This is a genomic window from Streptomyces sp. NBC_01591, assembly GCF_035918155.1.
Taxonomy (GTDB): domain Bacteria; phylum Actinomycetota; class Actinomycetes; order Streptomycetales; family Streptomycetaceae; genus Streptomyces.
On sequence record NZ_CP109327.1, the window covers coordinates 7296401 to 7319934 of the forward strand.

Annotated in this window: 38 protein-coding genes; 34 read left to right on the plus strand and 4 right to left on the minus strand. The window is 68.4% G+C overall.

The window, feature by feature from the left end; genetic code table 11:
- Window positions 1-43 precede the first annotated feature (43 nt).
- The 4 genes from OG978_RS33630 to OG978_RS33645 all read right to left on the minus strand — a co-directional run bounded on the left by OG978_RS33630 (window position 44) and on the right by OG978_RS33645 (window position 2149).
- Window positions 44-481: a DUF6907 domain-containing protein gene (locus OG978_RS33630; RefSeq protein WP_326768825.1), complete on the minus strand. Its 438-nt coding sequence runs from the start codon at window positions 479-481 to the stop codon at window positions 44-46.
- A 224-nt stretch (window positions 482-705) separates the two neighbouring features.
- Complete coding sequence (locus tag OG978_RS33635) at window positions 706-1122, minus strand: NUDIX hydrolase (protein ID WP_326768826.1); 417 nt, start codon at window positions 1120-1122, stop codon at window positions 706-708.
- Window positions 1119-1694, minus strand: a complete 576-nt coding sequence (locus OG978_RS33640) for an NUDIX hydrolase (RefSeq protein WP_442817784.1) — start codon at window positions 1692-1694, stop codon at window positions 1119-1121. Before OG978_RS33640 ends, OG978_RS33635 begins: the two co-directional genes overlap by 4 nt.
- Window positions 1695-1906: 212 nt before the next feature.
- Window positions 1907-2149 (minus strand): hypothetical protein, encoded by a 243-nt coding sequence (locus OG978_RS33645; protein WP_326768828.1) that lies wholly within the window; start codon window positions 2147-2149, stop codon window positions 1907-1909.
- 243 nt (window positions 2150-2392) lie between these two features.
- On the opposite strand from OG978_RS33645, the gene OG978_RS33650 reads away from it, so the two are divergent.
- The 34 genes from OG978_RS33650 (at window position 2393) to OG978_RS33815 (ending at window position 23430) form a co-directional block, all read left to right on the plus strand.
- Window positions 2393-2971: a hypothetical protein gene (locus tag OG978_RS33650; protein ID WP_326768829.1), complete on the plus strand. Its 579-nt coding sequence runs from the start codon at window positions 2393-2395 to the stop codon at window positions 2969-2971.
- On the plus strand, window positions 2968-3360 hold the full coding sequence (locus OG978_RS33655) for a RapZ C-terminal domain-containing protein (protein ID WP_326768830.1): 393 nt from the start codon (window positions 2968-2970) through the stop codon (window positions 3358-3360). The genes OG978_RS33650 and OG978_RS33655 overlap by 4 nt, the downstream gene beginning before the upstream one ends.
- Window positions 3357-3578 carry a hypothetical protein gene (locus tag OG978_RS33660; RefSeq protein ID WP_326768831.1) on the plus strand — a complete coding sequence of 74 codons (222 nt, stop codon included), beginning with the start codon at window positions 3357-3359 and terminating at the stop codon, window positions 3576-3578. Before OG978_RS33655 ends, OG978_RS33660 begins: the two co-directional genes overlap by 4 nt.
- 2 nt (window positions 3579-3580) lie before the next feature.
- Window positions 3581-3721 carry a hypothetical protein gene (locus OG978_RS33665; RefSeq protein WP_326768832.1) on the plus strand — a complete coding sequence of 47 codons (141 nt, stop codon included), beginning with the start codon at window positions 3581-3583 and terminating at the stop codon, window positions 3719-3721.
- 94 nt (window positions 3722-3815) lie between these two features.
- Window positions 3816-4097, plus strand: coding sequence for a hypothetical protein (locus OG978_RS33670; protein WP_326768833.1), 282 nt, complete (start codon window positions 3816-3818; stop codon window positions 4095-4097).
- Window positions 4098-4162: 65 nt separating this feature from the next.
- Window positions 4163-4324, plus strand: a complete 162-nt coding sequence (locus tag OG978_RS33675; RefSeq protein WP_326768834.1) for a hypothetical protein — start codon at window positions 4163-4165, stop codon at window positions 4322-4324.
- A 26-nt stretch (window positions 4325-4350) separates the two neighbouring features.
- Entirely contained in the window at window positions 4351-4656 is a 306-nt protein-coding gene (locus tag OG978_RS33680; protein WP_326768835.1) for a hypothetical protein, read from the plus strand.
- A 93-nt stretch (window positions 4657-4749) separates the two neighbouring features.
- Window positions 4750-5031, plus strand: a complete 282-nt coding sequence (locus OG978_RS33685) for a hypothetical protein (protein WP_326768836.1) — start codon at window positions 4750-4752, stop codon at window positions 5029-5031.
- 86 nt (window positions 5032-5117) lie between these two features.
- The gene (locus OG978_RS33690; RefSeq protein WP_326768837.1) at window positions 5118-5291 is read left to right on the plus strand and encodes a hypothetical protein; all 174 of its coding nucleotides are present in this window, start codon (window positions 5118-5120) and stop codon (window positions 5289-5291) included.
- A gap of 110 nt (window positions 5292-5401) precedes the next feature.
- Window positions 5402-5794, plus strand: a complete 393-nt coding sequence (locus OG978_RS33695; protein ID WP_326768838.1) for a DUF3307 domain-containing protein — start codon at window positions 5402-5404, stop codon at window positions 5792-5794.
- Window positions 5795-5823: 29 nt separating this feature from the next.
- The gene (locus OG978_RS33700; RefSeq protein ID WP_326768839.1) at window positions 5824-6033 is read left to right on the plus strand and encodes a hypothetical protein; all 210 of its coding nucleotides are present in this window, start codon (window positions 5824-5826) and stop codon (window positions 6031-6033) included.
- A 26-nt stretch (window positions 6034-6059) separates the two neighbouring features.
- On the plus strand, window positions 6060-7196 hold the full coding sequence (locus OG978_RS33705) for a hypothetical protein (protein ID WP_326768840.1): 1137 nt from the start codon (window positions 6060-6062) through the stop codon (window positions 7194-7196).
- Between the two features lie 198 nt (window positions 7197-7394).
- Window positions 7395-7583 carry a hypothetical protein gene (locus OG978_RS33710; protein WP_326768841.1) on the plus strand — a complete coding sequence of 63 codons (189 nt, stop codon included), beginning with the start codon at window positions 7395-7397 and terminating at the stop codon, window positions 7581-7583.
- A gap of 116 nt (window positions 7584-7699) precedes the next feature.
- Window positions 7700-8833, plus strand: a complete 1134-nt coding sequence (locus OG978_RS33715; RefSeq protein ID WP_326768842.1) for a hypothetical protein — start codon at window positions 7700-7702, stop codon at window positions 8831-8833.
- A gap of 2 nt (window positions 8834-8835) precedes the next feature.
- Window positions 8836-9228 (plus strand): hypothetical protein, encoded by a 393-nt coding sequence (locus tag OG978_RS33720; RefSeq protein WP_326768843.1) that lies wholly within the window; start codon window positions 8836-8838, stop codon window positions 9226-9228.
- Between the two features lie 77 nt (window positions 9229-9305).
- On the plus strand, window positions 9306-11843 hold the full coding sequence (locus OG978_RS33725; protein WP_326768844.1) for a hypothetical protein: 2538 nt from the start codon (window positions 9306-9308) through the stop codon (window positions 11841-11843).
- A gap of 30 nt (window positions 11844-11873) precedes the next feature.
- A complete protein-coding gene (locus OG978_RS33730; protein WP_326768845.1) occupies window positions 11874-12101 on the plus strand; it encodes a hypothetical protein in 228 nt (75 codons plus the stop codon).
- Window positions 12102-12181: 80 nt separating this feature from the next.
- Window positions 12182-12658 (plus strand): hypothetical protein, encoded by a 477-nt coding sequence (locus OG978_RS33735; RefSeq protein WP_326768846.1) that lies wholly within the window; start codon window positions 12182-12184, stop codon window positions 12656-12658.
- Between the two features lie 12 nt (window positions 12659-12670).
- Window positions 12671-13099, plus strand: a complete 429-nt coding sequence (locus OG978_RS33740; protein ID WP_326768847.1) for an NUDIX hydrolase — start codon at window positions 12671-12673, stop codon at window positions 13097-13099.
- 102 nt (window positions 13100-13201) lie between these two features.
- Window positions 13202-13489 carry a hypothetical protein gene (locus OG978_RS33745; RefSeq protein WP_326768848.1) on the plus strand — a complete coding sequence of 96 codons (288 nt, stop codon included), beginning with the start codon at window positions 13202-13204 and terminating at the stop codon, window positions 13487-13489.
- 305 nt (window positions 13490-13794) lie between these two features.
- Window positions 13795-14031 carry a DNA-binding protein gene (locus OG978_RS33750; protein WP_326768849.1) on the plus strand — a complete coding sequence of 79 codons (237 nt, stop codon included), beginning with the start codon at window positions 13795-13797 and terminating at the stop codon, window positions 14029-14031.
- A gap of 16 nt (window positions 14032-14047) precedes the next feature.
- A complete protein-coding gene (locus tag OG978_RS33755) occupies window positions 14048-14599 on the plus strand; it encodes a class I SAM-dependent methyltransferase (protein ID WP_326768850.1) in 552 nt (183 codons plus the stop codon).
- A gap of 131 nt (window positions 14600-14730) precedes the next feature.
- Window positions 14731-15078 (plus strand): hypothetical protein, encoded by a 348-nt coding sequence (locus OG978_RS33760; protein ID WP_326768851.1) that lies wholly within the window; start codon window positions 14731-14733, stop codon window positions 15076-15078.
- The gene (locus OG978_RS33765; RefSeq protein ID WP_326768852.1) at window positions 15075-15371 is read left to right on the plus strand and encodes an HNH endonuclease; all 297 of its coding nucleotides are present in this window, start codon (window positions 15075-15077) and stop codon (window positions 15369-15371) included. The genes OG978_RS33760 and OG978_RS33765 overlap by 4 nt, the downstream gene beginning before the upstream one ends.
- 3 nt (window positions 15372-15374) lie before the next feature.
- The gene (locus OG978_RS33770) at window positions 15375-15572 is read left to right on the plus strand and encodes a hypothetical protein (RefSeq protein WP_326768853.1); all 198 of its coding nucleotides are present in this window, start codon (window positions 15375-15377) and stop codon (window positions 15570-15572) included.
- 39 nt (window positions 15573-15611) lie between these two features.
- Window positions 15612-15815, plus strand: a complete 204-nt coding sequence (locus OG978_RS33775; protein WP_326768854.1) for a hypothetical protein — start codon at window positions 15612-15614, stop codon at window positions 15813-15815.
- 108 nt (window positions 15816-15923) lie between these two features.
- Complete coding sequence (locus tag OG978_RS33780; protein ID WP_326768855.1) at window positions 15924-16457, plus strand: phage terminase small subunit; 534 nt, start codon at window positions 15924-15926, stop codon at window positions 16455-16457.
- Complete coding sequence (locus tag OG978_RS33785) at window positions 16450-18183, plus strand: terminase (RefSeq protein ID WP_326768856.1); 1734 nt, start codon at window positions 16450-16452, stop codon at window positions 18181-18183. Before OG978_RS33780 ends, OG978_RS33785 begins: the two co-directional genes overlap by 8 nt.
- Window positions 18180-19616, plus strand: a complete 1437-nt coding sequence (locus OG978_RS33790) for a phage portal protein (protein ID WP_326768857.1) — start codon at window positions 18180-18182, stop codon at window positions 19614-19616. The genes OG978_RS33785 and OG978_RS33790 overlap by 4 nt, the downstream gene beginning before the upstream one ends.
- A complete protein-coding gene (locus OG978_RS33795) occupies window positions 19597-20367 on the plus strand; it encodes a VG15 protein (protein WP_326768858.1) in 771 nt (256 codons plus the stop codon). The genes OG978_RS33790 and OG978_RS33795 overlap by 20 nt, the downstream gene beginning before the upstream one ends.
- A gap of 54 nt (window positions 20368-20421) precedes the next feature.
- On the plus strand, window positions 20422-21003 hold the full coding sequence (locus OG978_RS33800) for a hypothetical protein (protein WP_326768859.1): 582 nt from the start codon (window positions 20422-20424) through the stop codon (window positions 21001-21003).
- 15 nt (window positions 21004-21018) lie between these two features.
- Window positions 21019-21975, plus strand: coding sequence for a phage major capsid protein (locus tag OG978_RS33805; protein WP_326768860.1), 957 nt, complete (start codon window positions 21019-21021; stop codon window positions 21973-21975).
- A 104-nt stretch (window positions 21976-22079) separates the two neighbouring features.
- A complete protein-coding gene (locus OG978_RS33810) occupies window positions 22080-23069 on the plus strand; it encodes a glycosyltransferase family 4 protein (RefSeq protein ID WP_326768861.1) in 990 nt (329 codons plus the stop codon).
- The gene (locus OG978_RS33815; RefSeq protein WP_326768862.1) at window positions 23014-23430 is read left to right on the plus strand and encodes a hypothetical protein; all 417 of its coding nucleotides are present in this window, start codon (window positions 23014-23016) and stop codon (window positions 23428-23430) included. Before OG978_RS33810 ends, OG978_RS33815 begins: the two co-directional genes overlap by 56 nt.
- Window positions 23431-23534 lie beyond the last annotated feature (104 nt).

Genomic DNA, 23534 nt, shown 5'->3' on the forward strand with positions numbered 1-23534 from the left:
CGCCCCAGTCCTCACGGGCTGGGGCGCTGTCATGTTTCCAGGGTCAGCGGTACTCGGCCCGCGCCTTCACCAGCTGGGCGTGCACTTCGTCGAGCCGGTCGCAGTGCGCTCGTACCTGGGCGATCACCGCAGCGAACTCCCGCGGGTCAAGGCACTCCATCACCTCATCCTGGAAGGGCTCCAGGTGGATGTGCGGGACACTGCGCCGCGGGTCCTCCGAGTACGGGTCCACGTTGATCCGGCCGGCGAATACCGGCATTGGCAGTGAGCCGTGCTCGGCGTCGGAGACGGGCAGCTCTGGGCCGTTGAAGTGGGCACCGTGCGACAGGTCATCCAGGAACCCGGAGTCGTCGCTGCGGTGGTTGTCCGTGCACCAGGCCGGGCACGTCTCAAAAATCTGGCCGCCCGAATGGATCTGCCGAAGCCATGTGCGCGGCGAATGGGAGGGGACGGCAGCGGGCTCGGGCAGTAAAGTGTCCACAGAGGTGCTCCTTTGACCGGGTTGGATCTCTAACTGGCGGGTGGCGACCCGCTGGACTTCACGGCCGGACGGTGGCGACCATCCGGCCGTTTCTGTTGACGCATGAATGATCGTCCGGGTGTGTGGCAAGGTCGATGCGCCTCTGATGCAGTTCCGGTGCACCAAGCACCCACAGAAAAGCCCCACCCGTCGGCGGGTGGGGCTTTGTTGCTGCTTGGCGAGGACTAGGCGGGGCGGACCAGGGTGGCGTCGAGGTACTCCTGCACCGGCCCGAAAAGGCCGTAGGGCACGTAGGTCGGGATCTCTTCATGGCTGAGCCAGGCAACCTCGGCGATCTCTTCTGCGTCGCCTACGACCGCCTCGCCGGAGATCGCTTCGCAGGCGACATACGTCATGTGTACGCCCGTGTTCGGGTGTACCCGGTCACCCAGCACCCGGACCGCTTTGACCTCCAGCACGACCTCCTCGGCGACCTCTCGGACTGCGGCCTGCTCCGGGGACTCGCCCGCCTCGATGCCGCCGCCAGGGAACGCCCACAGAAGCTTCCCCTCCCGCTCCCGGCGTCGGATCATCAAGACCTTGCCGCCATCGACAATGATCGCCGTGGAGACGGGGGGCTGGTTGTCGGTCTGCTCGGTCACGCGGCCTCCAGGGCTTTCAGGATCGGCTCGAAGATTCGGTCTGCGGGAATGAAGCGGGTAAGGGCGCTGGTCGGCACCCATGTGACGTCCACGTTTTCCTGCGGGTCGAGGTTCCGCGCCTCGCCTGTCAGGTGCTCGCAGAGGTAGTACTCGGCAAGGACACCAGTCGAAGGGTGCAGCCGGCCACCGAGATGTTGGCGGACCGCGCAGTGGATACCGGTCTCGGCGAGGGTCTCCTGTACAGCTACGGTCTCCGGTGAGCCGCCCGGCTTCACCATCCCGGCGGGGAACTGCCAGGTGAGCGCGTCATCCCCGCGGCGGCACACGAGGAGAACTTCCTCGTGCTTCACGACGACAGCGATCGCCACCCGCAGCGCCTGGGCCTGAGCTGGTTCCTCGACTGGTCGGGACAAGAGACTGAACCGTCGATGCACGTGGTCTGATGCCCTCTCGTAGGTGGTGTCGAGGGCCAGTTGCATCTCCGGGCGTGGGACGAGGTCTGGGCTTCGATGCCACCCGGCGACCGTCCGTACCGCCACCCCGAGATGCTCGGCGAAGCCCTCGTTCGTCATGCGGAGGGCCGCCTGCAGAGCGCATGCGCTGCGGCCGGTCCACGTTTCTACGACTGTCACTATCCGGCTCCGGGAGTTGTGGCGGCGGGGTCCTGCATCAAGGCTGCACTGCTACTGCACGACGGGCGGGCAAGATGCACGGTGGCTGCACCGTCGGCTCATCACGCGGCAGGCAGGCCGCAGCTTGACTTGAGGGCATGACGACCCCTCGTTCACTCGCCTTGGCCGTACTGGAAGGCCCGTTGGTAGGAGACGCCGCCCATGATCTCGGCGACTTCCTTCCACTTCTTTCCCTCGGCGCGCAGCCCTTGGGCGACTTCCTTGAGGTGAGCCCGCTTGAGGTTCTCGAACTCGTTCTCTGCGTTCCGAATGGCCTGGTAGCGCTCGCTGAAGTCGCTGATGGCTCTGAGGTGGGCGTGCAGCGGTGCGAAGGCGGCGTCCAGGGAGTCGGTCATGGGTTGAGAGTAGAGGTGAATCGACACTCTCTCAAGACACGTCTTGACTCCGCGTGCCGAGACGCCTACTGTCGTCCTCGTAACCACTTCTCAAGCCACAGCTTGAGGAATGGGGTGCTGTCCACTCCTACCGGACCCAGTCCGCGGACCGCACGACAACCAAACAAAACGGGCCGGGCGCTTGCGACTCCTACATCGCGCACGCACCGGCCCTCACCACCAGGATCTTTGAGAGGACCCCTGATGGATGCCGTACAGCCTACCGGCGCCCCCGCTGTGCCGATCGCCACCCCGGCCGCCATGCCGTCGGCCGACACAGCTCACGGCCGCCAGCTCCTCGCGGAGCAGGTCATTGGCTTCCGCATCATGAAGCAGACCGAGATCGCCCCCGGTTGGTGGGGTCAGCCCGTCGAGGTCGGCGAGACCGGAAGCGGCACCGTCGCCTACAACTTCTGCCGCGAGCAGAACGCCGTGACGATGGACCTCAACCGCCCCAAGATGATCCAGTTCTTCGTCGAGCCCATGTCGCCGGCCGACGTCGCCGCCCATGAGGCCGCGTCCTACGTGCTCCCCACCCCCACGGTCGACGTGGCCGAGCTCCTCATGGCGACCGCCGATCTGCTCCTGGAGCAGCCCCGGCAGATCCTCACCCACGCCCACCTCGTCGAGACCGTCCTCCGGGCGGCTGGCCCGCAGGTGTCCACCGTGGCGCTGCGCCCGGTGTGGGAGGCCCTGCCCATGCACCGCAGTGGTGACGAGCACTGGAAGTACGCGGCCCGCCTGGTCCTCGCGGCGAAGAGCATCCGGGCAGTGGCGGCATGACTGCTATCGAGATCATCAGCTTCGGCTACCTGCACGCCGAGCCCCCGGCCGCGCACATCACGCTCGATCTGCGGGTGCATTTCCGTGACCCGCACGTCGACCCGGCGCTTCGGTACATGACCGCCGAGGACGAGCCGGTTCGCCGGGCCGTACTCGCCACCGCGGGGATTGCGGAACTCGTCGAGTCGACGGCCCGCGCAGTCGACGCCTTCGCCGCTGGCCCCAGTGCCGGTCCGGTCGTCATTGCCGACGGCTGTGCAGGCGGCAGGCATCGTGCACCGTCTTTTGCTGCCGCTCTCGGCGACCGGCTTAAGCTCGCCGGCCACGCGGTGACCGTGCAGCACCGGGACATCCACCGGCCCGTCGTTGAGCGGACGGTGAAGTCGTGACCACCAAGCACTCGCACAAGCCGAACTTCGGCAAGAAGGTCGAAGGCTGTCCCCGCTGCGACGAGCTCAAGGGTGGCGCCGAACCGGTCAGCTGGAACGTCCGGCATGAGGTCCGCCTCGACGAGCAGCGGCGACGCTCCATCGACGCCCACTTCGCCGCCAACGGCCCCCATGTCCGCGGTGATTGCGGCCCGGTCTGCACCTTCGGGGACTGGTAGCCATGGCCGACCAGCCGACCGCTCCCCGCGAGAACCGCATCCTGGCCGAGCCTGCGACCCCCGCCAGCTGCCGCCGTGACTACGAGGCCGGCGCCGATGTCCGCGCCACCGCAGCCCGGCAGCAGGCCCGCGCACAGCGCTAACCCCCCTTACCCCCGCGGTCGCGGGGTGACCGCCCCCGTACCTGCGCGACCGCGGCTCTCCACCACACCCCAAACCACCCAGAAGGGCACCACCATGTCTCTTTCCAACGCCGACCTCGCCACCGTGTCCGACCTCGCCGCCCGCCGACGGGCCAACACCACCGTCGCCCAGGCCGAGGCGCTTGCCGCCCGGGTCGTCGACACCGACCGGCTGGCCGTGTCGATCCTCGACGAGTTCCGGGCCGCGTGGTCGGCCGGTGACCGCGACCGGATGTCGCACGTGATGGTCGCCGCGATCGAGCTCGACCAGGCCGCGCCGGGCGAGCCCCGCCTCATGGACGAGATCCGCGGCATCAACACCCCCGCCGCCGCCTGAACTTCCGAAGCCTCTGCCGCCAACACCAGTACCCGGCCACCCCGACCACCGAGAGGACGTCACACATGGATCCGAAGGCGTACCAGCCGACGCAGGCAACCGACGAGCACGGCAACGACCGCGGCACGTTCGACAGCCCCTTCCTCGCACAGGCCCGCGCCGACCAGGAGACCGCCTGGGGCACCACGAACGGCAACTGGAACCTCACCCCGAACGCCCAGAACTGAACTCCGCCCCGAGAGGACACCAACCCATGACCACCACCACCCCCGTCACCGCCGAGAACATCCTCGCCCGCTACGCCGCCGACATCGCGTTCGTCGCCGAGGAGCAGCCCGCCACCACCATCGAGGACTTCATCGACCAGCTGCAGACCGTCGCCGAACGCCTCGACAGCGCAGGCATCCAGGGTGCCGAGGACCTCGAGACCGCCGCCACCTACCTCACCGACGCAGCCGGCAACACGGACGACACCAAGCGCACCGCCCTCCTGGGCCGCGCCACCAAGCTCCTCGCCTACGCCGACGACGTGGTCGGCGAGTACCGGCTCATGGTCTGACCCGGCCCGCCCTGTCGCCCCCAGCCCCCCGGCTGGTGACGGCAGAGAGGCCCGGACCAACCGGACCCCAACCACCCACTGGAAGGACCTGACATGACCACGCAGACCACCACCTGGCCCGAGGCCGTCATCGCCCGCTACCTCACCGTCGGCGGCGCCACCGTCGACCTCACACACGACACCCTCTACCTCTCCGACACCGAGCCGAACGTCTCGGTGGCCAGGTGCGGAGGCTGTGCGGCGTTCCGCAACGTGGAGTGGGGCGCCCGCACCGACCGCTACAGCAACGGCAGCAACTGGGCTGACAGTGACGCCCGCACATGGGCGCAGGAGCACGCCGAGAAGTGCCGCGCGCTGCCGAAGCCGACCACCTGACCCGGCCCGCCCTGTCGCCCCCAGCCCCCCGGCTGGTGACGGCAGAGAGGCCCGGACCAACCGGACCCTGACCCAAGGAGACCCACATGTTCGGCAAGAAGACCACCGACGCCGCCCCGAAGACGACCGTGGAGCAGAGCAAGAACGGCATCGGCCACACAGGCCACTGCGAGTGCGGGGCCTCCACCCCCTGGATGACCAGGCGCTCGGACGCCCAGATCAAGATCGACAACCACGTGGCGCGCAGCCACGGCCAGTGACGGCCTAGCCACCTGACCCCACAGCCCTGGAACACGGCGTGAGGCCTCCGGATCGACTCCGGCCCGGGGCACTCCCCGCACCACTCGAACTCACCCCCAAGGAGATCCACGTGTTCGCGGACCTGTTCGTCCTGCTGTACGGCGCCCATCTTCTGAGCGACTACCCGTTCCAGACGGATCACCAGGCAGGGTGCAAGGCCGAGCAGTCGGCAGCCGGGTGGCGCGCAAACCTCGTGCACGCCGGGACGCATGTCCTCGTGTCCGCCGTCGCCCTGGCCGTCGGATTCCTGGTCCTGGACCTGCCCCTGACCGTTCCGGCCGTCGCGGTCGCCCTGCTGTGGATCGGTGCGACGCACAGCATCATCGACCGCCGCTGGTTGGTCCTCCGCTGGATGGAGGGCGCCGGGCAGAGCGAGTTCGTCAAGCACGGCGGCGCGGCGCACGTCGACCAGGCCGCGCATGTCACCGCACTCCTCATCGCCGCTCTCGCCCTCGCCGCCTGACCAACCGACCACGGAAGGACACCACTCGAATGACGACCAGCCCGCAGACCACCGACTACCACTACGTCATCACGATTCAGATGCCGGGAGCCGTGCTGAATACCCGCAGCGGAATCCTCGCCGTCCCGCCCGGTATCACCCGGGCGGAGTGCCTCAAGCACCTCCTGGACCAGCTGCAGGCCGTGTACGAGACCCAGATGATGATCCTTTTCTTCTCCCTCGAACCCAACCAGCTCTGAGCCCGCGCCTGACTCGAAGGAGCCTCATGTTCGGCAAGTCCCGCATCACCGGCACCGCCTCCAAGGCCACGACCCCGGCCGAGGAGGAGTCCCACGTCCACATCAACAAGCTTCGGGCCAACCGCCGCCCGGACATCTTCGCCACCGTCGAGACGCTGCTCACTCTCGCCGCACTCGTCCTGGTTGCCGTAACGGTCGGCGGGAAGCTCGGGCAGATGCTCGGCCTGCACGGCCTCGCGGGGACGGTCGCCGGTTGGTCCATCGCTCTCGTCTACGACGCCCTGTGGATCGGCGCCCTTCGCATGTCGGAGGTGGCGATCCGGCAGCGGTCCCGAATCGGCATGGGCGTGATGCTCGGTCTGTCGAGCGCAGCGGTCGGCGTCTCCACGATGACGCTGCTCATCCTCGGCCACGCCCAGGTGTTCGCCTTTGTGCCGGTCGCTGCAGCCCTGTTCATGGGGCTCCGCCTGTTCGTGAACAACGTCCTTGCCGACCCTGCCACAGCGGCGGTAATCGCCGAACAGTCCGCCGAGGACCGCAACGCCCGAGCACTGGCTGCGGCTGACGCTCGGCACCTTCGATCCGAGGCCACCACGGACGTACTGACGGAGACCGCCGGTCACCTCGCGGAGATGACCCGGCAGATCGCCCGCGCCGACGTCTTGACCAAAGCCCAGAAGCGGATCAACAAGGCCCGCTCCGAAGCAGAGAAGCGCCTGCAGGAGTCCGATGAGAGTCACGGCGCGGCAGCCCTGGCCTTCGCCGGACGTGACCTCGCCGTCCTTGTGTCACGCCCGGCCGTGACACCTGCGGGTGTCACGGGTGTCACACAGGCCAGGCCGGAAATCGAGACCGTGACACCGCCGCCCGTGACTATGGACGAAACGGACGCAGATGAGGGCGTCTCGCAGGCCGCCCCGGCGGGCGCCATGACACTCGAGGAACTCGCCGCCGTGGACGGCGTCGACCTTCCGAAGCCGGGCGTGACGCTCTCGGACGAGCAGCTCGCTGTCGTCCTGCGGTGGCTTCGCTACGGCATGGAGCCGCCCCGCTCCTACCGGCAGGCGCAGGAAGCATTCCGTCGAGCCGGCTTCCAAGGCGGCGAGCACCGTGTCCGCCGCATCTGGGGCGAGATCGAGACCCGAGAGTCCGTCACCCCGTAGTGCCAGTCCGGCACCACCAGTGAGGCCCAGTGCGTAACGCCCTGGTCCTTGCTGCGACTGCCGGAAGCAGTCAGCACAGCAAAACCGCAGGTCAACCCGGTGAGTGACCCGGTGAGCGGAACCCTCGCAGACCCGGCGAGCAGACCCGGACAGGGTCGCGCCTGACTCGACATCACGAGCGAAAGGAGATCAACGGACGTGAGCGGATCCACGTACTGGCCCAAGGAGATCAAGCGGGCGGACAAACGCTCACCCAAGGAAGGCGCGACCCGCCGGCTGGACCGACTGCGCAGCACCTTGCGCGACCTCGATCCGGTGGTGGCCAACCGCGCGTGGGGCGAGATCGGCGAGGCCCTCCAGCGCATCACCGACCGCTACTCACGGTGATCGTTCACTCGTTCATTCACCTCCGGGACAGATGAACCCTCCGTGTGCTACGCGCGCACGTGCGCGCACGATTCAGTCGTTCACCCCACCAAGTCACACAACGTAAGGGGAATTTGATGGAGATCCTGCTCATCGCGTGCATGCTCGCCTATGCGGCAGGCTCGCAGAGCGAGCAGTCGAAGCTGGGATTGTCTCCGGCGCAGCGTGCCGTTATGCGTGAGCAGACGCGACACGAGAAGGCCGTTCAGCGGATCGCAGAGAAGCACGGCGGTACAGCCCCGCCGGAGAATGACGCCTCCCCGCGGAAGGAAGCGCCCGCCAGCGGTGCGGAGGCCGCAACCCCGGAGACCTTCTGGTCCGGATACCGCACCCGCCGTTCTGCCGAGCACACCAGGACGCCGATCGGTCACCGAGCCGGAACGTGGACTGCGCAGGGCGTGACGTGGGCGCAGGACACGGGCCGCGGCGCGTGGCAGGCCTACCGCAAGCGACGCCGCGACGCAGGCCACGACGATCCCGGCCCGGTACTGGTTCCGCTGCCGCCCGACCGGCCGCCGCTGGTGCCGCCGATGCCAGCAGTGCCCCCGACGGTCGGCGTCGACAGCGACAAGAGCGCGGTCCCGGCCGAGCCGGAGGAGTCACCGAAGAAGGGTGATGACGATTCGGCGAAGGAGCCGGCCGTCGACCTCAAGAAGGCACCCGAGGAGACGCCGGTCAGCCCCGACAAGCCTGACGTCGACACCACGCCCGAAGCGGACCAAGACAGCACGACACCGCCCCCCACACCGCAACCCGCCGACACACCAGAAGGAGTTGGACGCATGGCAGCAGAAGTCACCTACGAGTCCGTCGTGGAGGAGAGCGATGAACTCTCGATCATGTGCGACGACGACGTCCGCGTCTACGACCGGATCCGCACCCGAGCAGAGCGGGAGATCGGCCGCGGCGATGCTCTGATCGCCGCACTGGAAGCCACCGGCTTCGGCCAGTCCGTCATCGGCTGGGTCGCCCGCTGCAAGGAGAACTACCAGGTGATCTACGGCCAGATCGACGACCTGCAGGCAAACACGATCGCCCAAGGCGAGGCCGTGGTGAAAGCCAAAGCCCTGCTGGAAGCAGGCCAGGGCGTCTACGCCGACATCGCAAAGGACATGGAAGACGTCGCCGAGCGCGACGCGTACATCTCCGACGCCGTCGACGCCGAAGACGCCTCCGCACACACCGAGATCTACGAGACGAAGGCGGCCTGACTGTGAGCGCATCGAAGAGCGTCGGAACAGTAGTCACCGTTGCCGCAGTCCTGGCCAGGGCAGCCGCCTACGGCATCCGGGCCGCACGCACCAAGTCGGCTGTTGAGCGCATGAAGACTCGATACGAGGACCGGGCCGCCTCGGCGAAGTACCTGTCCGAGGCCATGACCAGGCTGGACGTCGACGAGCCCACCACCACCGCCTACATGGAGGTCTCGACCCTCGGGACCGCCGCGGCGGAGAACGTCGGTTCGATCGTCTCCGCCTCCGACGCCTTGGCGGTATCCGCCGACGGGCTGGAGTCCGAGACGAGGGCCCAGCACGGGCGGATGGCCGACGCCAACCGCACCCACAGCGTGCAGATGGCCGACCGGGCGTTCATCGAGCGCCAGTAGACGCCAGGAGCCCAGCACGAAGGGCGGGGCCCTAGCCCGGCCCCGCCCTTCACCACCACAGAATTGGAGGAAACCGGATGGCAACGCCGACCATAACCAAGCCTGAAACCAAGAACGAAGCGCCGCAGCAGGAACTGACCGGACTGCGCGCCCGCATCAACGGCTCGCACAACCCCGGCCTGTACCTCGGCGCCGGCGTGGGCGCCGCGTCCGGCTACCTCACCGGCGAACCACTGCTGCTGACGGTCGCCGGAACCACAACCATCGCGGCCAGCTGGGCGGCGCTCGGCATGCTGCCCGGCCCGTGGCGCTGGCTGCCCGGACAGGGCGAGCCGTGGGAATGGCTGTGCCGTAGCAGCAGCCGCAGCTATCGGCGCAAGGTGCGCCGGATGCGCAGCCGCCTTGCCCAGGACCACACGTACAGCCCGGCCGTCGGCAGCAACGGGCTGCTCGTACCGGTCGTCGGGATCGCAGACGGCTGGCGTCAGCGGGACGACCGGGCCGCCCTGGTCCGCCAGGCGACCGCCGAAGCCCACCGTGTGCGCTGCGCGGCCCTCCGCAAGGCGTGGGCGCAGGCCCTCCCGGACTGGAATTCCGGCTGGTGGCGCAGGTACACGCCCACCGAGATGGCGCTGCGGGCCGGTCCGCTCGCAGTGATCCCGGCCAGCGGCTTCGTCGAGCTGCCCTGGTGGGGCCGCATCGCCGTCCTTACCGTCAGCACGGGCTGGGGCGCCCAGGTCTGGCACCGACCTGCCCCCGCGTCGCTCGACACGGCTGGCCCCGAGGGAATCGACTGGTACGTGGCCCGCTGGGCCGAGTGGATTGCCTGCGAACGCGGTCCGCTGCCTGCTTCCAAGCTCACCAGCATCGACCTCGACGGCGACAAGCTGACCGCGATCATCATCTCCACGACGGCGAAGCCGGCGCTGGGTGTCGAGCAGGACTCGATCTCGATTGCTTTCGGGGTACCGCCGCGGGCGGTGAACGTCTACCGACCTGATGACATGGCTGCCAGCCGGGCCAAGCTGACCGTGCGGCTCAAGCCGCTTACGGAGCGGGTGGGGGACGAGCTGCCGGACGTCTGGCAGGAGTACAACCCCTACGAGGGCAGCGAGCTGTACGGGGTCGAGGAGACCGACACCGGCCGGAAGTTCACGATCCTGCTGCCGCGCAAGGGCACGCCGGTCACGGCCGTGCAGCCCCGCGTCATCGCCCAGGCGCTCGACATGCCGGGCGAGGAGGCCGTCTCTCGCCTGCACCTGCGGGCGCTGGACTCCCGGCGGATCGAGGTCAACGAAATGTCCTCGAACCCGCTGCAGGACGGCGTCCCCCTGGACCTGGACGCCCTGGTCATGGACGCCGACGGGTACGTGTCGACCGGCCGTGACATCTACGGGCGGCCGGTCCGGTGGCGCCTGATGATCCCCAACGCGGGAAAGTTCGGCCTGTCCGGCGCACCGGGCATGTCGGCCGTGCACTCGTTCGCGTCCGGCACCACGGGGGCGGGCAAGACCTCCCTGGAAGAGGCCCTGCTGATCGCCCAGGCCGTCAACGGGTTCGTCTCCTGGGTGGCCGACGGCAAGGGCGGCGTGGGCTACGCCTCATGGGTCCATGACCTGGACTGGCTGGTCAAGTCGCCCCTGGGGTTCGCCCTGATGGCTCAGGGCGCCTCAGCGGTCGGCAAGCACCGGTTCGCCGTGCAGATGCGCATGCAGTGGCGTGACGCGGACGGCGACCTGGAGACGGGCCGGTCCTTCTTCGTGCCGGGCGAGCCGTTCGCGCCCATGTCGGTCACGTTCGACGAGTTCAACGAGATGGCCAAGGAGGGCAGCAGGGACAAGAACGCGACCGCCGTGCTCAAGGGCGTCTCGCACCTGGGACGCCAGACCCGCGCCGCCGGCATCGGGGCGCGCGCCCACGTGCAGCTGCCCAACCTGGACGCCATCGGCTCGAACGCCGACGCCAACGCGGTCCGCGACATGCTCCAGTCCGGCAACATCGCGCTGTTCCGCACCGCGCGCACCGACGTGGACACGATGTCGCTGGGAGCGCGCACCCCCGAGTTCCGCCTGGAGACGATCCCCGAGACGTTCCCGAACGGGGCCGGCACCGGAGGCCTGTGCTACATCGCCGACGGCGCAGCCCAGTACACGCAGAGCCGCGTCATGTACCACCACAACGCAGTCAAAATATTCCGCACGCTGCCCCGCACGACCCTCACGGACGGCGAGGAGGAAGCGGCCGGTATCGCCTACCTGCGCCGCGATGAGTACCGGCACATGGACGCCTCGGAGGAAGAGGCGTTCCTGACGGACCTGCTCAAGTCCAGCAAGAAAAGCTCGGGCGCGGTCGTCATCGACATGAAGCCCACCGTCCCGGCCGCCGTCGAGACGGCGGACGTCGAGGACGACGACCTGGACGAACTCGTGCCGCCCACCCGCTCGCAACTCGTCTGGCATGCGGTCGATGGCGGCGCACGCCGCAACAAGCAGATCGCCGAGGTCACCGACCTCAAGCCCGCCAACGTCGCGGGCGCCACCGCCCGCCTGGAACGACTCGGCAAGCTCGCCCAGATCAACCGCGACTGGCACACCGCCGAACGCCTCGACGCCTAACCCCAACCACACCGAAACGGAGAAAAACCCATGACCATCACCCTCAGCGCCCTCTTCCTCCTCGCCTGCATCGGCCTCGCTATCTGGTTCAAGAAGGACAGCAGCTTCCGCAAGCGCGAGTTCCTCGCCGTCTCCCTGTTCTGGATCCTCGCCGTCGGCACCCCCTGGGGCGCCGACGCCGTCGACAAGGTCCAGAGCATGCTCGGCACCGGAGCCCGAGCCGCCAGCGACACCGTGAACTCCGTCTCCTCCAAGTAGCCCCTACCCGGCGGCCCGCACTCGGCGGGCCGCCACCACCCAATACGCCGCGCCACTTGGCCCGGAAGGAGACCCAGCCAATGCCCGCCCAGCCTGAGCCCACCGACCGGGCCGAAGTCCAGAAGCTCGCGAACGCCGTCGAGGAGGCGCTCGCCGAGGAAATGAAGACCTTCCACCGCGACGACACCCCGCTCCCGACCGTCGGGCCCACACCCCCGGTGCCCCAGCCCGGCCGGCCGCCCATGAGCCAGCGAGCCACCGACGCCAGTGCCCTCATGCTGTCCGGGGGAGTCGCGTCGCTCCTCGTCGGCGGTAGCACCTCCCTCGTGATGCTGGCGTCCGGAAGTGCCGACCCTGTCGTGTGCGCTGTCGTCCTCGGCGCCCCGGCCGTGCTCGTCCTAGCGATCGGCCGCCTCGCCGGACGGGTCAAGGACACCGTCGAGGCCGCCCCGCCCGTAATCCACCAGCACATCAACGGTGACGTCCACCAGGACCAGCGCAGCATCAACACCACCACCCGCGGCGTCATCGCCAACACCCGCAACCAGACCCGCTGACAGGAGAAGCCCATGACCGAGACCGAGACCTACGAGACCATTCGCTACACCGCCGATGTGGTGGCCATGACGCCGGACGGCCACGTCCTGCTGATCGAGCGGGGCTGGGATCCCTACGAAGGCCACTGGGCGCTGCCTGGCGGACACATCGACATCAGGGAAGAGAGCCGCCCGGCTGCCGTTCGCGAGCTGTTCGAGGAGACCCGCGTCCGCGTGGACCCCGGCGATCTGCGTCAGATCGGCGTCTGGGACGCTCCCGGCCGCGACCCGCGCGGCAGGTACGTAACTGTCGCCTACGCAGTCATGGTCCCCGCGGACACTGTCGCCCAAGCCGGGGACGACGCTCGCACCGCCCGCTGGTGGCCCCTGGACGACGTGCCCGAGCGGCTGGCGTTCGACCACGCCGACATCCTCCGGGTGGCCGTGGGCTCAACCTCCTGAGACACCACAGCTAGCGCCCAGCACGGCCCCGGACTTCAGGTCCGGGGCTCTGTCGTATCCCGCACCGTTGCCTGCTGACCGGGTGGCTGGGACTGTGGTCACATGGCCGACACTCACTCGCGCGGGTACCTGCTCGCCGCACGCCGGATGGTCTGGTGCGGAATCCTGCTCTTCGTGCTCGGCTTGGCTGCCATCGCTGCTGCGGCAAGTGATGGGGCGATTTCGTGGGAGTGTGACCCGACTTGCCGACGCGTAGAGAGTGGGCTGTGGAAAACAGTTGAGATGGTCGGCGCCGTGAGTGCCGGGCTGGGGTCGGTGCTGCTGGTCTCGGCGTTCCTGATGGTCATGCTTCGTCGGCCCCGCCCTGAATCGGAGAGCGGCGGTAGGTGATTGACGCCGCCCTCGCGAGCCATCGCTCTGTGCCCGTGCTGCGAGTCGGAGGCAGGAGTGGCCGCAGGTCGAAAGCCGTGCACATGCGGACCAGTTCAGCGGCGCATTCCTCCTGGGAATCCGCCTGCACCATGAAGACCGTCGGCATGCGGCCAGTCTGATGGATAGCGGCGGCCTATCACAGGCGAATCGGCGATAGCTTGACGTGATGACGTGGGCGAACGTATCGTCTGCCTCACTGGACACGCATGTCGCTGAGGGCCGCCCGACGAGGCGGCCCTCAGTCATTCCCGGCGGAGGTGAACATGGCCGCCATTCGTGGACTCGTCAGCGAGAAGGACGCCGCCTACTACGCGGGCCGGCCCGGGGTCACCATCCGGCGCTGGGCACATGAAGGCCGCATCCACCGATACGGAGCCGGCCGCGGCAACGTCCGCTACAGCATCTTCGAGCTGAACAAAGCCGTCCGCGACGAATGGACGCGCGCACTCATCACCCCCGGAGAAGCGCCCCCGCTACCCGAAGTCGCCGAGGCGGCCTGACTTGAGGAGATCCCCCATGCCCACCAGTGACGCTGAGGGCAAGGACTGGTCCCTCGAACGATTCCAGCGCCACCTGCCTCGCACGGTTTGCGACATCGGGCCAGGGGAGGGCACCTACGCCAAGCTGTTCCGCCCGCACGATTCGGACGGGCCCGGCGTGTGGTGGACGGCCATTGAGATCCACAAGCCCTACGTGACCAAGTACAAGCTCAAGTCGACCAAGGCCCGGCGCATGTACGACGAGATCCACGTCGAAGACGCGCGCGACTCCGAGGAGCACCTGCTCCAACGAGACCTCGTCATCTGTGGTGACGTCCTGGAGCACATGCCCCGCGAAGATGCTGTAGCCCTGCTGCAGCGCATCGAGCAGGCCGGGGCATGGCACATCCTCGTGTCCGTGCCGATCGTCGAGTCCGAGCAGGGCGAAGTCGACGGCAACCCGCACGAAGCTCACGCCCACCAGTGGGAGGCAGGCGACATGGACGCCGTGCTCGCCTCGCTCGGCGGCACCGTCGAAGCCATGCGCGGCGGGACGCTCGGCGTGTGGTGGTGGTCTCGGCGTGGGTGAGACCGAAGGGGACGTTCGTCCGCGCCCGGTATGCCTCGTGAAGGACTGCACGGGGAGTGACACGGAGATCCGCACATGGGACAACCGGGTGCTCCGCATCGTCCATGAACACTGACTCAGGAGCCCGCGCCATGGCCCGCATCCAGATCCTCGAACTTCCCACCGTCTACCGAGAGCACGGCGAAGACGAGACGCCGTTTGTGCTCGTCATCGACCAGACCGCACCGCAACGCATCGCCCTCGGCGTCGACACTCCGTGGCGTGACTACTGGCAGGACATCGCCGACAAGGTCGGTGCCCGCGCCGCGATCGTCACCCCCGAGACCATCGACATTCCCGCCAACGAGGTCACGCTGACCGAGGCGACCGACGGCAACGTCGTCCGGATCCGCGTTGAACCTGACCTCGCCGGCTTCCGCGAGCAGGTCCTGGCCGAAGTCGCCAGAGCCCAGGCCGACGTGCGGGCAGCCCTGAAGTGAGCGGGGGCTGGAAGAACTCCGGCCGGGTCAAACGGCTCCCGCCCGGGTGGCGGAAGATCCGGGCCCGCATCCTCGAACGCGACCCCGTCTGCAAGATCTGCGACGTCCGGCCGTCAACCTTCTGCGACCACATCCTCGCCATGCACGACGACCACAGCGAGACCGGACTCCAAGGGGTATGCGGTCCATGCCACGACCAGAAGAGCGCGCGTGAAGGTGCAGCCGCAGCGAAGGCCAAGGGCTACCCCACACGCAAGCGTCCGGCCGAACAACACCCAGGGATCAAGGAGTAGGCCATGCCCCGCTACCTGATCACCTACCCCAAAGGACAAGGCGAGGGCATCCTCGTCGAAGATGAGCATCTGGAACTCAGCCTCGCGCAAGGCTGGGCCGTGCTCGACGACCAGCACGGCGTATGCCTCGCTGTCCCCTCACACGCAGGCGCGACCATCACACGCATCGACGCGTCCGATGGCGAGCAGCCTCAGGGCTGACCACGAGGGCGACCACGGCCGGCGCGGAGGGAGGCAGGCGTGGATGTCTCCGATGTGCAGCAGCGCGTGCAGGCGATAGCCGATGTCGTAGCGGACTATGAGCGAGCTCACGGGCTAGAGGATGACCTCTTCACCGAGGCGATCACAGAGATCGCGAACATTTCGACCGACCCGCGAGCCAGGGCGCTCGCTGGCGCCGCCCTGCAGTCACGAGAGATCGACTTCCAGCGGCTCGCCGCCTAGCCAGCCCGGGGGGATACCCCCTTCCCCGTGATCACAGCCATCGGGGCCGTATAGCACCTGACTGTCTGTACGGGTTCCCTAGGTCCCCGGCCTGCACGAACACGCTCCGTGACCGAGGTCCGCCCGGGTGGCGGCCCGGCCGGCGCACCCCTTGAAGCCCGCGCGCCCTGGTGGCGTGCCTTGACCCTGGAGGTCGACATGGGCGCACACGGTCCTATCCCGAAGCGTTCCGAGGAGCGCCGTCGCCGCAACAAGGACGACGGCGTCGAACTCACCCAGGCTCCGTCGGGCCCGCCGCCCGATCTGCCGAGCCTGCCCGAGCCGGACGGCCACTGGCATGACATCGCGACCGACTGGTACCTGTCGCTGCGCGAGTCTGGCCAGGCCGTCTTCTATCAGCCGTCGGACTGGGCGATGGCCCGGTATGCGGCTGAGCTGATGTCGCGGTTGCTGTCGGCGGACAAGGACAAGATGCCGAACGGGCAGGCTGTGGCTGCGCTCGACTCGGTGATGGCGCGGCTGTTGACGACGGAGGGCGACCGGCGCCGGGCACGCATCGAGCTGGAGCGGAAACCCGCTGAGAAGCAGACTCCGGCGTCCGTGACGGCGATCGCCGACTACCAGTCCCGTATCGGTGGCTGACGAGGAAGTCCCCGAGGTCGTTACCCCGTTCACTCTCGGTCCGTCGTGGCGCCGCGGCCCGGATAGCCGGTTCGTTCTGCCGGAGTTCACGCTCGGCTGGCATGCGCTGGCGTGGTCGGCGACGTACCTGCAGCACTACGTGGGTGCGCCGTGGCGATACACGCCGGAGCAGGCCCGGTTGACCTTGTGGTGGTACGCGGTCGACCCGCTGACGAACCGGTTCGTGTGGCGTGACGGCGTGATCCAGCGGCTGAAGGGCTGGGGCAAGGATCCGCTCATTGCGACCTGGTCGGCCTTCGAGTTCGTCGGCCCTTGCCGGCCTTCGGGCAAGGTGGCCGATGAGGGCAACGAGTGGGGCGTCCCTGCTGGGCAGCCACTGGGGATGCAGCATCCGGCGGCCTGGGTGCAGATTGCGGCCGTGAGCCAGGACCAGACGCGGAACACGATGACGCTGTTCCCGTCGATCCTGACGAAGCGCGCGATTGACGAGTACCGCATAGACCTCGGCAAGGAGATCATCTACGCCGACCGGGGCCGGGCGCGGATCGAGGCCGTCACCAGCTCGCCTCGTGCCCTTGAGGGCGGCCGGCCGACGAACGTGAACCTCGGCGAGACGCACCACTGGGTGGAGTCCAACGGCGGGCACGAGATGGCCGCAGTCATCGAGCGCAACGCAACGAAGAGCGCCGACGGCCAGTCGAGGACCCTGGCGAATACGAACGCCTACGAGCCCGGCGAGGACTCGGTGGCAGAGCGGACACGCGAGGCCTTCGAATCGGCGGCCTCGGGACGGGTGGCCGACGTCGGCCTGTTCTACGACTCGCTGGAGGCCCCAGCCGAGGCCAAGCTGACCGAGGCGTGGATCGAGCCGACCTTGCGGGCAGTCCGCGGGGATTCGACGTGGCTGGACATTGAGCGGCTGAAGGCGTCGATCCTCGACGTCCGCAACCCGCCCTCACGGTCTCGCCGGTTCTGGTTCAACCAGATCACCGCGGCAGAGGACGCCTACCTGGCGCCCTACGAGTGGGACGCGTGCCCGCACGAGGGCATCGAGCTGGAGCTCGGCGACGAGATCGTGCTGTTCTTCGACGGCTCGAAGTCGGACGATGCGACGGCCCTGGTGGGGTGCCGCATGGCGGACGGCCACCTCCATACCTTCGGGGTGTGGCAGAGGCCGGCGAACTGGCCGGACGGGACGCCGTGGCGTGTGCCGCGCGAGCAGGTGGACGGGGTGGTGGACCAGGTGTTCGCCGACTTCAAGCCCCTCGCGTTCTTCGCGGACCCTGGCGCCGGCCAGGACGACGCGGACGGCGAACGCTACTGGGACGGCTTTGTGGATGCCTGGGCGCAGCGATATGGCAAGCGCCTCAAGCTGAAGGCTGTGGCCTCAGGCCACGGTCAGCACGCGGTGATGTGGGACATGCGCGACCGGCGCCGTCAGCAGACGTTCACGGAGGCCGTGGACCGGCTCTACCGGGATGTCCTGGAGCGCCAATTGACGCACGACGGCCACAAGGTGCTGCGGCAGCACGTCGCGAACGCCCGACGCCGCACGAACGCGTGGGGCTACACGATCGGCAAGGAGCACCGTGAGTCGGCCCGGAAGGTCGACCTCGCGATATGTGCGATCGGCGCCCGCATGCTGCGACGGATGGTCATGAACTCGACGGCGTGGTCGAAGCGGTCGACGGCGCGAGGCAAGGGACGGGTGGTGGTGCTGCGATGACGACTCCCACTTTGCCCCTGCTGGGCTTGTCGGACGATGAGCGGCAGATCCTGACGATGCTGCGGTCCGATCTGCTGTCGCAGCGATTCAAGCTGGAACTGTTCGACGCGTACTTCAACGGCGAGCAGCTGGTGCGCGACCTGGGCATCTCGATCCCGCCGCAGCTGAAGGGCCTGCACGCGGTCATCGGCTGGCCGCGGATCGGCGTCGAGGCGCTGGAGCAGCGGCTTGATCTGGAGGCGTTCCGGTGGTCCGACGGCTCGGATTCGTCGGATCTGGACGAGATCGTGGAGGCGAACGATTGGCTCGATGAGGCATCGCTTGCCCATCTTGACGCGCTGACCTACGGCCGGGAGTACGTGACGGCCGGGTCGGCGGATGATGCCGGCGCTCCGCCGTTGGTCACGTTCGAGTCGCCGCTGGACATGACGCTTGAGTGGGACGCGCGCCGCCGTGAGCCGCGGTCTGCCTTGCGGGAGTGCCAGGCTGACCGGTTGGACTACGGCCTCGCGCCGGACGATCGCCTCGTGACGCTGTATCTGCCTGACCAGACGATCCAGGCTGTCGAGACCGATGGTGGCTGGGACGTTATCGACCGGGACGAGCACAGGCTCGGCATGGTGCCGGTGCTGCGCCTGGCTAACCGGCAGCGGACCGCCGACCGGATCGGGAAGTCTGAGATCACACCCGAGGTCATGTCCATCACGGATGCGGCATGCCGCCGGCTGATGGGCATGGAGGTCGCGGCCGAGTTCTTCGGCGCCCCGCAGCGGTACATCCTGGGCGCCTCCGAGTCCGCGTTCCAGGATGCCGAGGGCAACGCCAAGTCGGCTTGGGAGACGTATATCGGGCGTGTGCTTGCGCTGGAGCGGGACGAGGACGGCCAGGTGCCGACGGTCGGGCAGTTCACCGCGCACGACCCGTCCGGCCAGACCAAAATCATCGACCTGTACGCCCGAATCATGGCGACACAGCTGGGGTTGCCGCCGCACATGCTGGGCTACACCAGCGACAACCCGGCGAGCGCGGACGCGATCCGCAGCTCGGAGGGGATGCTGGTGAAGAAGGCCGAGCGGCGAATCCGGCGCTTCGGGGCGACGCACCGCGAGGCGATGCGGCTGGCACTGTGGGTGCGTGACGGCACCCCGCCGGACAAGTCCCGCCGCATCGAGGCGGTGTGGCGGAACCCGGCAACGCCGACCCTGGCCGCGCAGACGGACGCCGCGGTGAAGATGGTCCAGGCCGGCCTGCTTCCTTCCGATTCCGATGTGGCCCTGGAGATGGCCGGCCTGACCGAAGACCAGCGCAAACGGGTGGCGGCTGAGCGACGCCGGGCGCAGGGACGGCAGGTGCTGGCGTCCCTGACTGCCGTGGGCGCCGACGCCGAGGCCGCGGAAGGCCCGGAGGCGACCGATGGCAACCCGGGTATCTGACGGCGGCGCTGCGGCGGACGGCCACCGGCGGGCGCAGCAGGGCCTGACCCGGCTTCTCACGCGGGACATGCGCGGTCTGCGCAAGCTGATTATTCCGTCGCGCCTGCAGGCGTCCGTGCCGGACTGGATCGTCGCGGTCCGGGCGCTGGTCGACCAGTACGGTTCGGCGTCGGCGTCACTGGCGGCCGACTACTACGAGGCTGAGCGTGTGGCGGCTGCAGTGACGGGCCGGTTCACGGTTCCGCTGCTGGATCCACCACCGGACGAGCAGGTCGACAACGGCCTGCGGTGGGCGACCAAAGACATCTGGGATCGAGATCCTGAGGATCCGGCGACCACGGACGCTCAGCGGGAGCCGCTCGAGGTCCGCCTCGACCAGGCCGCGAAAAAGGCTGAGGCGGTTGCCCAGAAACTGGTGGCCGACCAGGGACGCGGCACCGTCCAGGAGGCGGTCCGTCGAGACAGGCAGGCCACCGCGTGGGCTCGTGCGGCAGCGCTCGGCGCCTGCGCGTTTTGCAAGCTCCTGGCGACCCGCGGCGCGGTCTACAAGCAGGACACGGCGAACTTCCGGTCGCACGACGGCTGCCACTGCGGCGTCGTCCCGGTGTTCAAAGGGCAGCGGTTCGAGCTGTCCGATCACGCACGTGAGTGGGAGCGGCTGTACCGCGAGTTCGCGGCGCCTCACTCGGGCGACCAGCTCCGGCTCTTTCGCAGGGCTCTCGCCGATCACGGGCATCTGCCCGCTCTGTAATCCCATGGCTGCCCTGGAGGTGGCCTTTCTCAGCCCCAGGAGGGCGACCAAGTCATGCCCGAAGAGAACGAGACCGAGCAGGTCGAGCAGCAGACGGAGACCGAGACCGCCCCGGAGGCGACGGAGTCCCAGCAGGAGCCGTTCGACGAGGCTCGGGCCAAGAAGGCGCTCAGCAAGAAGAACTCGGAGAACGAGAACCTCCGCAAGCGCCTCAAGGAGCTCGAGCCCCTCGCCAAGAGGGCGCAGGAGCTTGAGGACGCGCAGAAGTCGGAGACCGAGCGGCTCGGTGAGCAGCTCACGGCTGCGCAGGAGCGGGCCGTAAAGGCAGTCCGGACCGCAGTCGCCTCGAAGGTCGAGGCGCTGGCCGCGAAGGACTTCGCCGATCCGGAGGACGCCGCGGGCGCCCTTGATCTCGCCTCCTACGCCGACGACGACGGCCTCATCGACACCGACGCCATCAAGGCCGATCTGGTCGACCTGCTGAAGCGGAAGCCGCACTGGGCGCGACCGGACGAGGGTCCGCGCTCGCCCCGGCCGGACCGCACGCAGGGTTCCTCGGGCAACGGCAATCGCACATCTTCCGATCCCGGCGACATCTTCGCCGGACTCATGCAGCAGGCCCTGAAGGGCCACTGAGAGAGGTAGCCCTCCATGGTTGCAACAGCCCCCATCAAGCTGAGTGACGTCGATGCGACGTTCCTCCCGCCCACGCTGACCGGACCGATCTTTGAGAAGTCGGTCGAGTCCAGCGCAGTCATGAGCCTCGCCCGCCGGGTGCCGCTCTCCATGAGCGCCAACACCGCAGTGCCGGTCCCGCTGGATGTACCGACGGCCGACTGGGTCGACCAGGCCGGCCGGAAGCCGCTGGGTACCGGCGGTGTCGACATCAAGCAGATGTCCGGCAAGAAGATCGCCGTCCTCATCCCTGTGGCGATGGAGGTCGTGCAGTCGAATGCCGCTGGTCTCTGGACGCAGCTGCAGCAGGATCTCCCGACGGCGTTCTCCCGGGCATTCGACCGGGCCACGATCCATGGCAAGACGATGAAGGGTGCGACCGGCCCCTTTGCGGACTATCTGGCGATGACCTCGAAGTCGGTTGCTCTCGGCACAGCTTCGCAGGCCACCGGCGGCATCTGGAAGGACGTCGTCGACGGCATGGAGCAGATCGTCGACGACGACTGGGACTACACCGGTACCGTCGCCGACCATCGCCTGAAGCCGAAGCTTCTCGGCGCGACTGACACCACGGGCCGGCCGATCCTGGTCGATACCACGGTGCCGGGCACTGGCGCGGCTCTGGCGGGCACGCTGGTCGGCGAGCCGATCGCGTATTCGCGGTCGGTGTCGGGCAAGGTGCGCCGCCAGTCGACGTCGACGGACACGGGTCTGCGGGCGATCGGTGGCGACTGGTCGCAGACGGCGTTCGGCGTCGGCATGGATATCACGGTGAAGATCAGCCGTGAGGCGACGTACATCGACGAGGACGGCGGCGTCCACTCGGCGTTCCAGGAGAACCTGGTGTTGCTGCTCGCGGAGGCCTACTACGGCTTCGTGCTCGGAGACCCGGAGGCGTTCGTCAAGTTCGTCGGCGCCCCGGCGGGTTCCTGATGGCGGGCCGCCCGGTCTCCGCGCCGGGCAGGGCGGCCAAGCCTCTCCGGATCGTCGCCCGCGTCCACGCGATGCCCCCGCGGCACAATGCGGGGGCGGAGCACATGCTCGTGTCGATGCTGCGTCCCCTGGTGGACCGCGGTCACGACGTGTCCGTGTGGCTGTCGAGGTACACGGACGACCGCGAGGTGTATGACTACGAGGGCGTCCGTGTCGTGCCGATGGCGGCCCGGGTCGACTTCGGCGAGGCGGCACGCAAGGCCAACGTGCTTGTGTCGCATCTGGAGAATGTCCCGGCAACGTCCGCGCTCGCGCGGGGGTTCAGCCGCCCGTTCGTGGCGGTGGTGCACAACACGCACCGGCCATCGTTCCGGCACATGGCGGCGGGCGGCACTGCGCTCGCGGTCTACAACTCGGACTGGATGGAACGCGAAGCCGAGCTCTATTTCGCTGAGGTTCCCGAGGCGATCCGTCCGGCGTCGAGCCTGATCGTGCGGCCGCCCGTCTTCGCCGGTGACTATCTCGCCGCGCCCGGCGACTGCGTCACCCTGATCAACTGCAACGAGGACAAGGGCGGTGATCTGTTCTGGCGGATCGCGGCCCGCATGCCGCACCAGAAGTTCCTCGGCGTGCGCGGCGCCTACGGGGTGCAGGTGGAACCGCCGGCGCCGCTGCCGAACCTGGAGTACATCGACCACGTGCCGGGCGATGAGATGGCTGAGCGGGTGTACTCACGGACGCGGGTGCTGCTGATGCCGTCCCGGTATGAGTCGTGGGGTCGCACGGGGGTGGAAGCCATGGCGTCGGGCATCCCTGTGGCGGCTCATCCCACGCCCGGCTTGTGCGAGTCGCTCGGTGAGGCCGGGATCTTCGCCGACCGGGATGACCTCGACGCCTGGCTGGTGACTCTGGAGCGGCTGCTGAAGCCGGCCGAGTGGCGGGCGGCGTCGAAGCGGGCCAAGGCCCGATCGAAGGCGCTCGATCCGACGGCCGAGCTGACTGCCTGGTGTGAAGCCATCGAGGAACTGGGAGGTAGCCGTGGCGTTCGTGGCACCAACCGCCGAGCAGCTGGGGCTGTATCTCGGGCTGCCTGAGATCGATGGCGACCGCGCTGATCTGCTGATTCAGCAGGCGATCGCGCTGTGCGAGACGGTCGTCAAACCCTTGCCCGATCAGGCGACCGCGGTGGTCCTGTCGGTGGCCGGTCGCGCCTACGTCAATCCTCAGCAGGTCACTTACGAGGCGATCGGACCCATGTCCGTGCAGCGCCCGCAGGGCTCGGGTGGCTTGTACCTCACCAAGGCGGACAAGGCGGCGCTCAAGGCCCTGGCAGGCCGCGGCGGGGCGTTCACCGTCGACCCGACACCCGCCACAGCCGACCCGTCGCCGACGTGGCCGATCGGCGACACCTACGGCCCGGGTGCGGAGTACGAACCGGGCTGGGGGCGGGCGTAGTGCCGGCCCCGTACCCCTACGGGGAGACAGTCGTTCGGCTGAGGCGTGGGCCGTCCCCTGGCCGGGATCCTCGTGGGCAGCCGATCCCCGGCCCGCTCACAGAG

Coding starts and splice junctions, on each gene's coding strand:
- OG978_RS33725 (WP_326768844.1), top strand. CDS start 9,306: ATGGCAACGCCGACCATAACCAAGCCTGAAACCAAGAACGAAGCGCCG.
- OG978_RS33700 (WP_326768839.1), top strand. CDS start 5,824: ATGACGACCAGCCCGCAGACCACCGACTACCACTACGTCATCACGATT.
- OG978_RS33640 (WP_442817784.1), bottom strand. CDS start 1,694: ATGACGAACGAGGGCTTCGCCGAGCATCTCGGGGTGGCGGTACGGACG.
- OG978_RS33675 (WP_326768834.1), top strand. CDS start 4,163: ATGGATCCGAAGGCGTACCAGCCGACGCAGGCAACCGACGAGCACGGC.
- OG978_RS33665 (WP_326768832.1), top strand. CDS start 3,581: ATGGCCGACCAGCCGACCGCTCCCCGCGAGAACCGCATCCTGGCCGAG.
- OG978_RS33795 (WP_326768858.1), top strand. CDS start 19,597: ATGGCAACCCGGGTATCTGACGGCGGCGCTGCGGCGGACGGCCACCGG.
- OG978_RS33680 (WP_326768835.1), top strand. CDS start 4,351: ATGACCACCACCACCCCCGTCACCGCCGAGAACATCCTCGCCCGCTAC.
- OG978_RS33805 (WP_326768860.1), top strand. CDS start 21,019: ATGGTTGCAACAGCCCCCATCAAGCTGAGTGACGTCGATGCGACGTTC.
- OG978_RS33810 (WP_326768861.1), top strand. CDS start 22,080: ATGCTCGTGTCGATGCTGCGTCCCCTGGTGGACCGCGGTCACGACGTG.
- OG978_RS33705 (WP_326768840.1), top strand. CDS start 6,060: ATGTTCGGCAAGTCCCGCATCACCGGCACCGCCTCCAAGGCCACGACC.
- OG978_RS33760 (WP_326768851.1), top strand. CDS start 14,731: ATGGCCCGCATCCAGATCCTCGAACTTCCCACCGTCTACCGAGAGCAC.
- OG978_RS33740 (WP_326768847.1), top strand. CDS start 12,671: ATGACCGAGACCGAGACCTACGAGACCATTCGCTACACCGCCGATGTG.
- OG978_RS33690 (WP_326768837.1), top strand. CDS start 5,118: ATGTTCGGCAAGAAGACCACCGACGCCGCCCCGAAGACGACCGTGGAG.
- OG978_RS33715 (WP_326768842.1), top strand. CDS start 7,700: ATGGAGATCCTGCTCATCGCGTGCATGCTCGCCTATGCGGCAGGCTCG.
- OG978_RS33730 (WP_326768845.1), top strand. CDS start 11,874: ATGACCATCACCCTCAGCGCCCTCTTCCTCCTCGCCTGCATCGGCCTC.
- OG978_RS33755 (WP_326768850.1), top strand. CDS start 14,048: ATGCCCACCAGTGACGCTGAGGGCAAGGACTGGTCCCTCGAACGATTC.
- OG978_RS33770 (WP_326768853.1), top strand. CDS start 15,375: ATGCCCCGCTACCTGATCACCTACCCCAAAGGACAAGGCGAGGGCATC.
- OG978_RS33790 (WP_326768857.1), top strand. CDS start 18,180: ATGACGACTCCCACTTTGCCCCTGCTGGGCTTGTCGGACGATGAGCGG.
- OG978_RS33655 (WP_326768830.1), top strand. CDS start 2,968: ATGACTGCTATCGAGATCATCAGCTTCGGCTACCTGCACGCCGAGCCC.
- OG978_RS33745 (WP_326768848.1), top strand. CDS start 13,202: ATGGCCGACACTCACTCGCGCGGGTACCTGCTCGCCGCACGCCGGATG.
- OG978_RS33735 (WP_326768846.1), top strand. CDS start 12,182: ATGCCCGCCCAGCCTGAGCCCACCGACCGGGCCGAAGTCCAGAAGCTC.
- OG978_RS33750 (WP_326768849.1), top strand. CDS start 13,795: ATGGCCGCCATTCGTGGACTCGTCAGCGAGAAGGACGCCGCCTACTAC.
- OG978_RS33670 (WP_326768833.1), top strand. CDS start 3,816: ATGTCTCTTTCCAACGCCGACCTCGCCACCGTGTCCGACCTCGCCGCC.
- OG978_RS33800 (WP_326768859.1), top strand. CDS start 20,422: ATGCCCGAAGAGAACGAGACCGAGCAGGTCGAGCAGCAGACGGAGACC.
- OG978_RS33685 (WP_326768836.1), top strand. CDS start 4,750: ATGACCACGCAGACCACCACCTGGCCCGAGGCCGTCATCGCCCGCTAC.
- OG978_RS33650 (WP_326768829.1), top strand. CDS start 2,393: ATGGATGCCGTACAGCCTACCGGCGCCCCCGCTGTGCCGATCGCCACC.
- OG978_RS33645 (WP_326768828.1), bottom strand. CDS start 2,149: ATGACCGACTCCCTGGACGCCGCCTTCGCACCGCTGCACGCCCACCTC.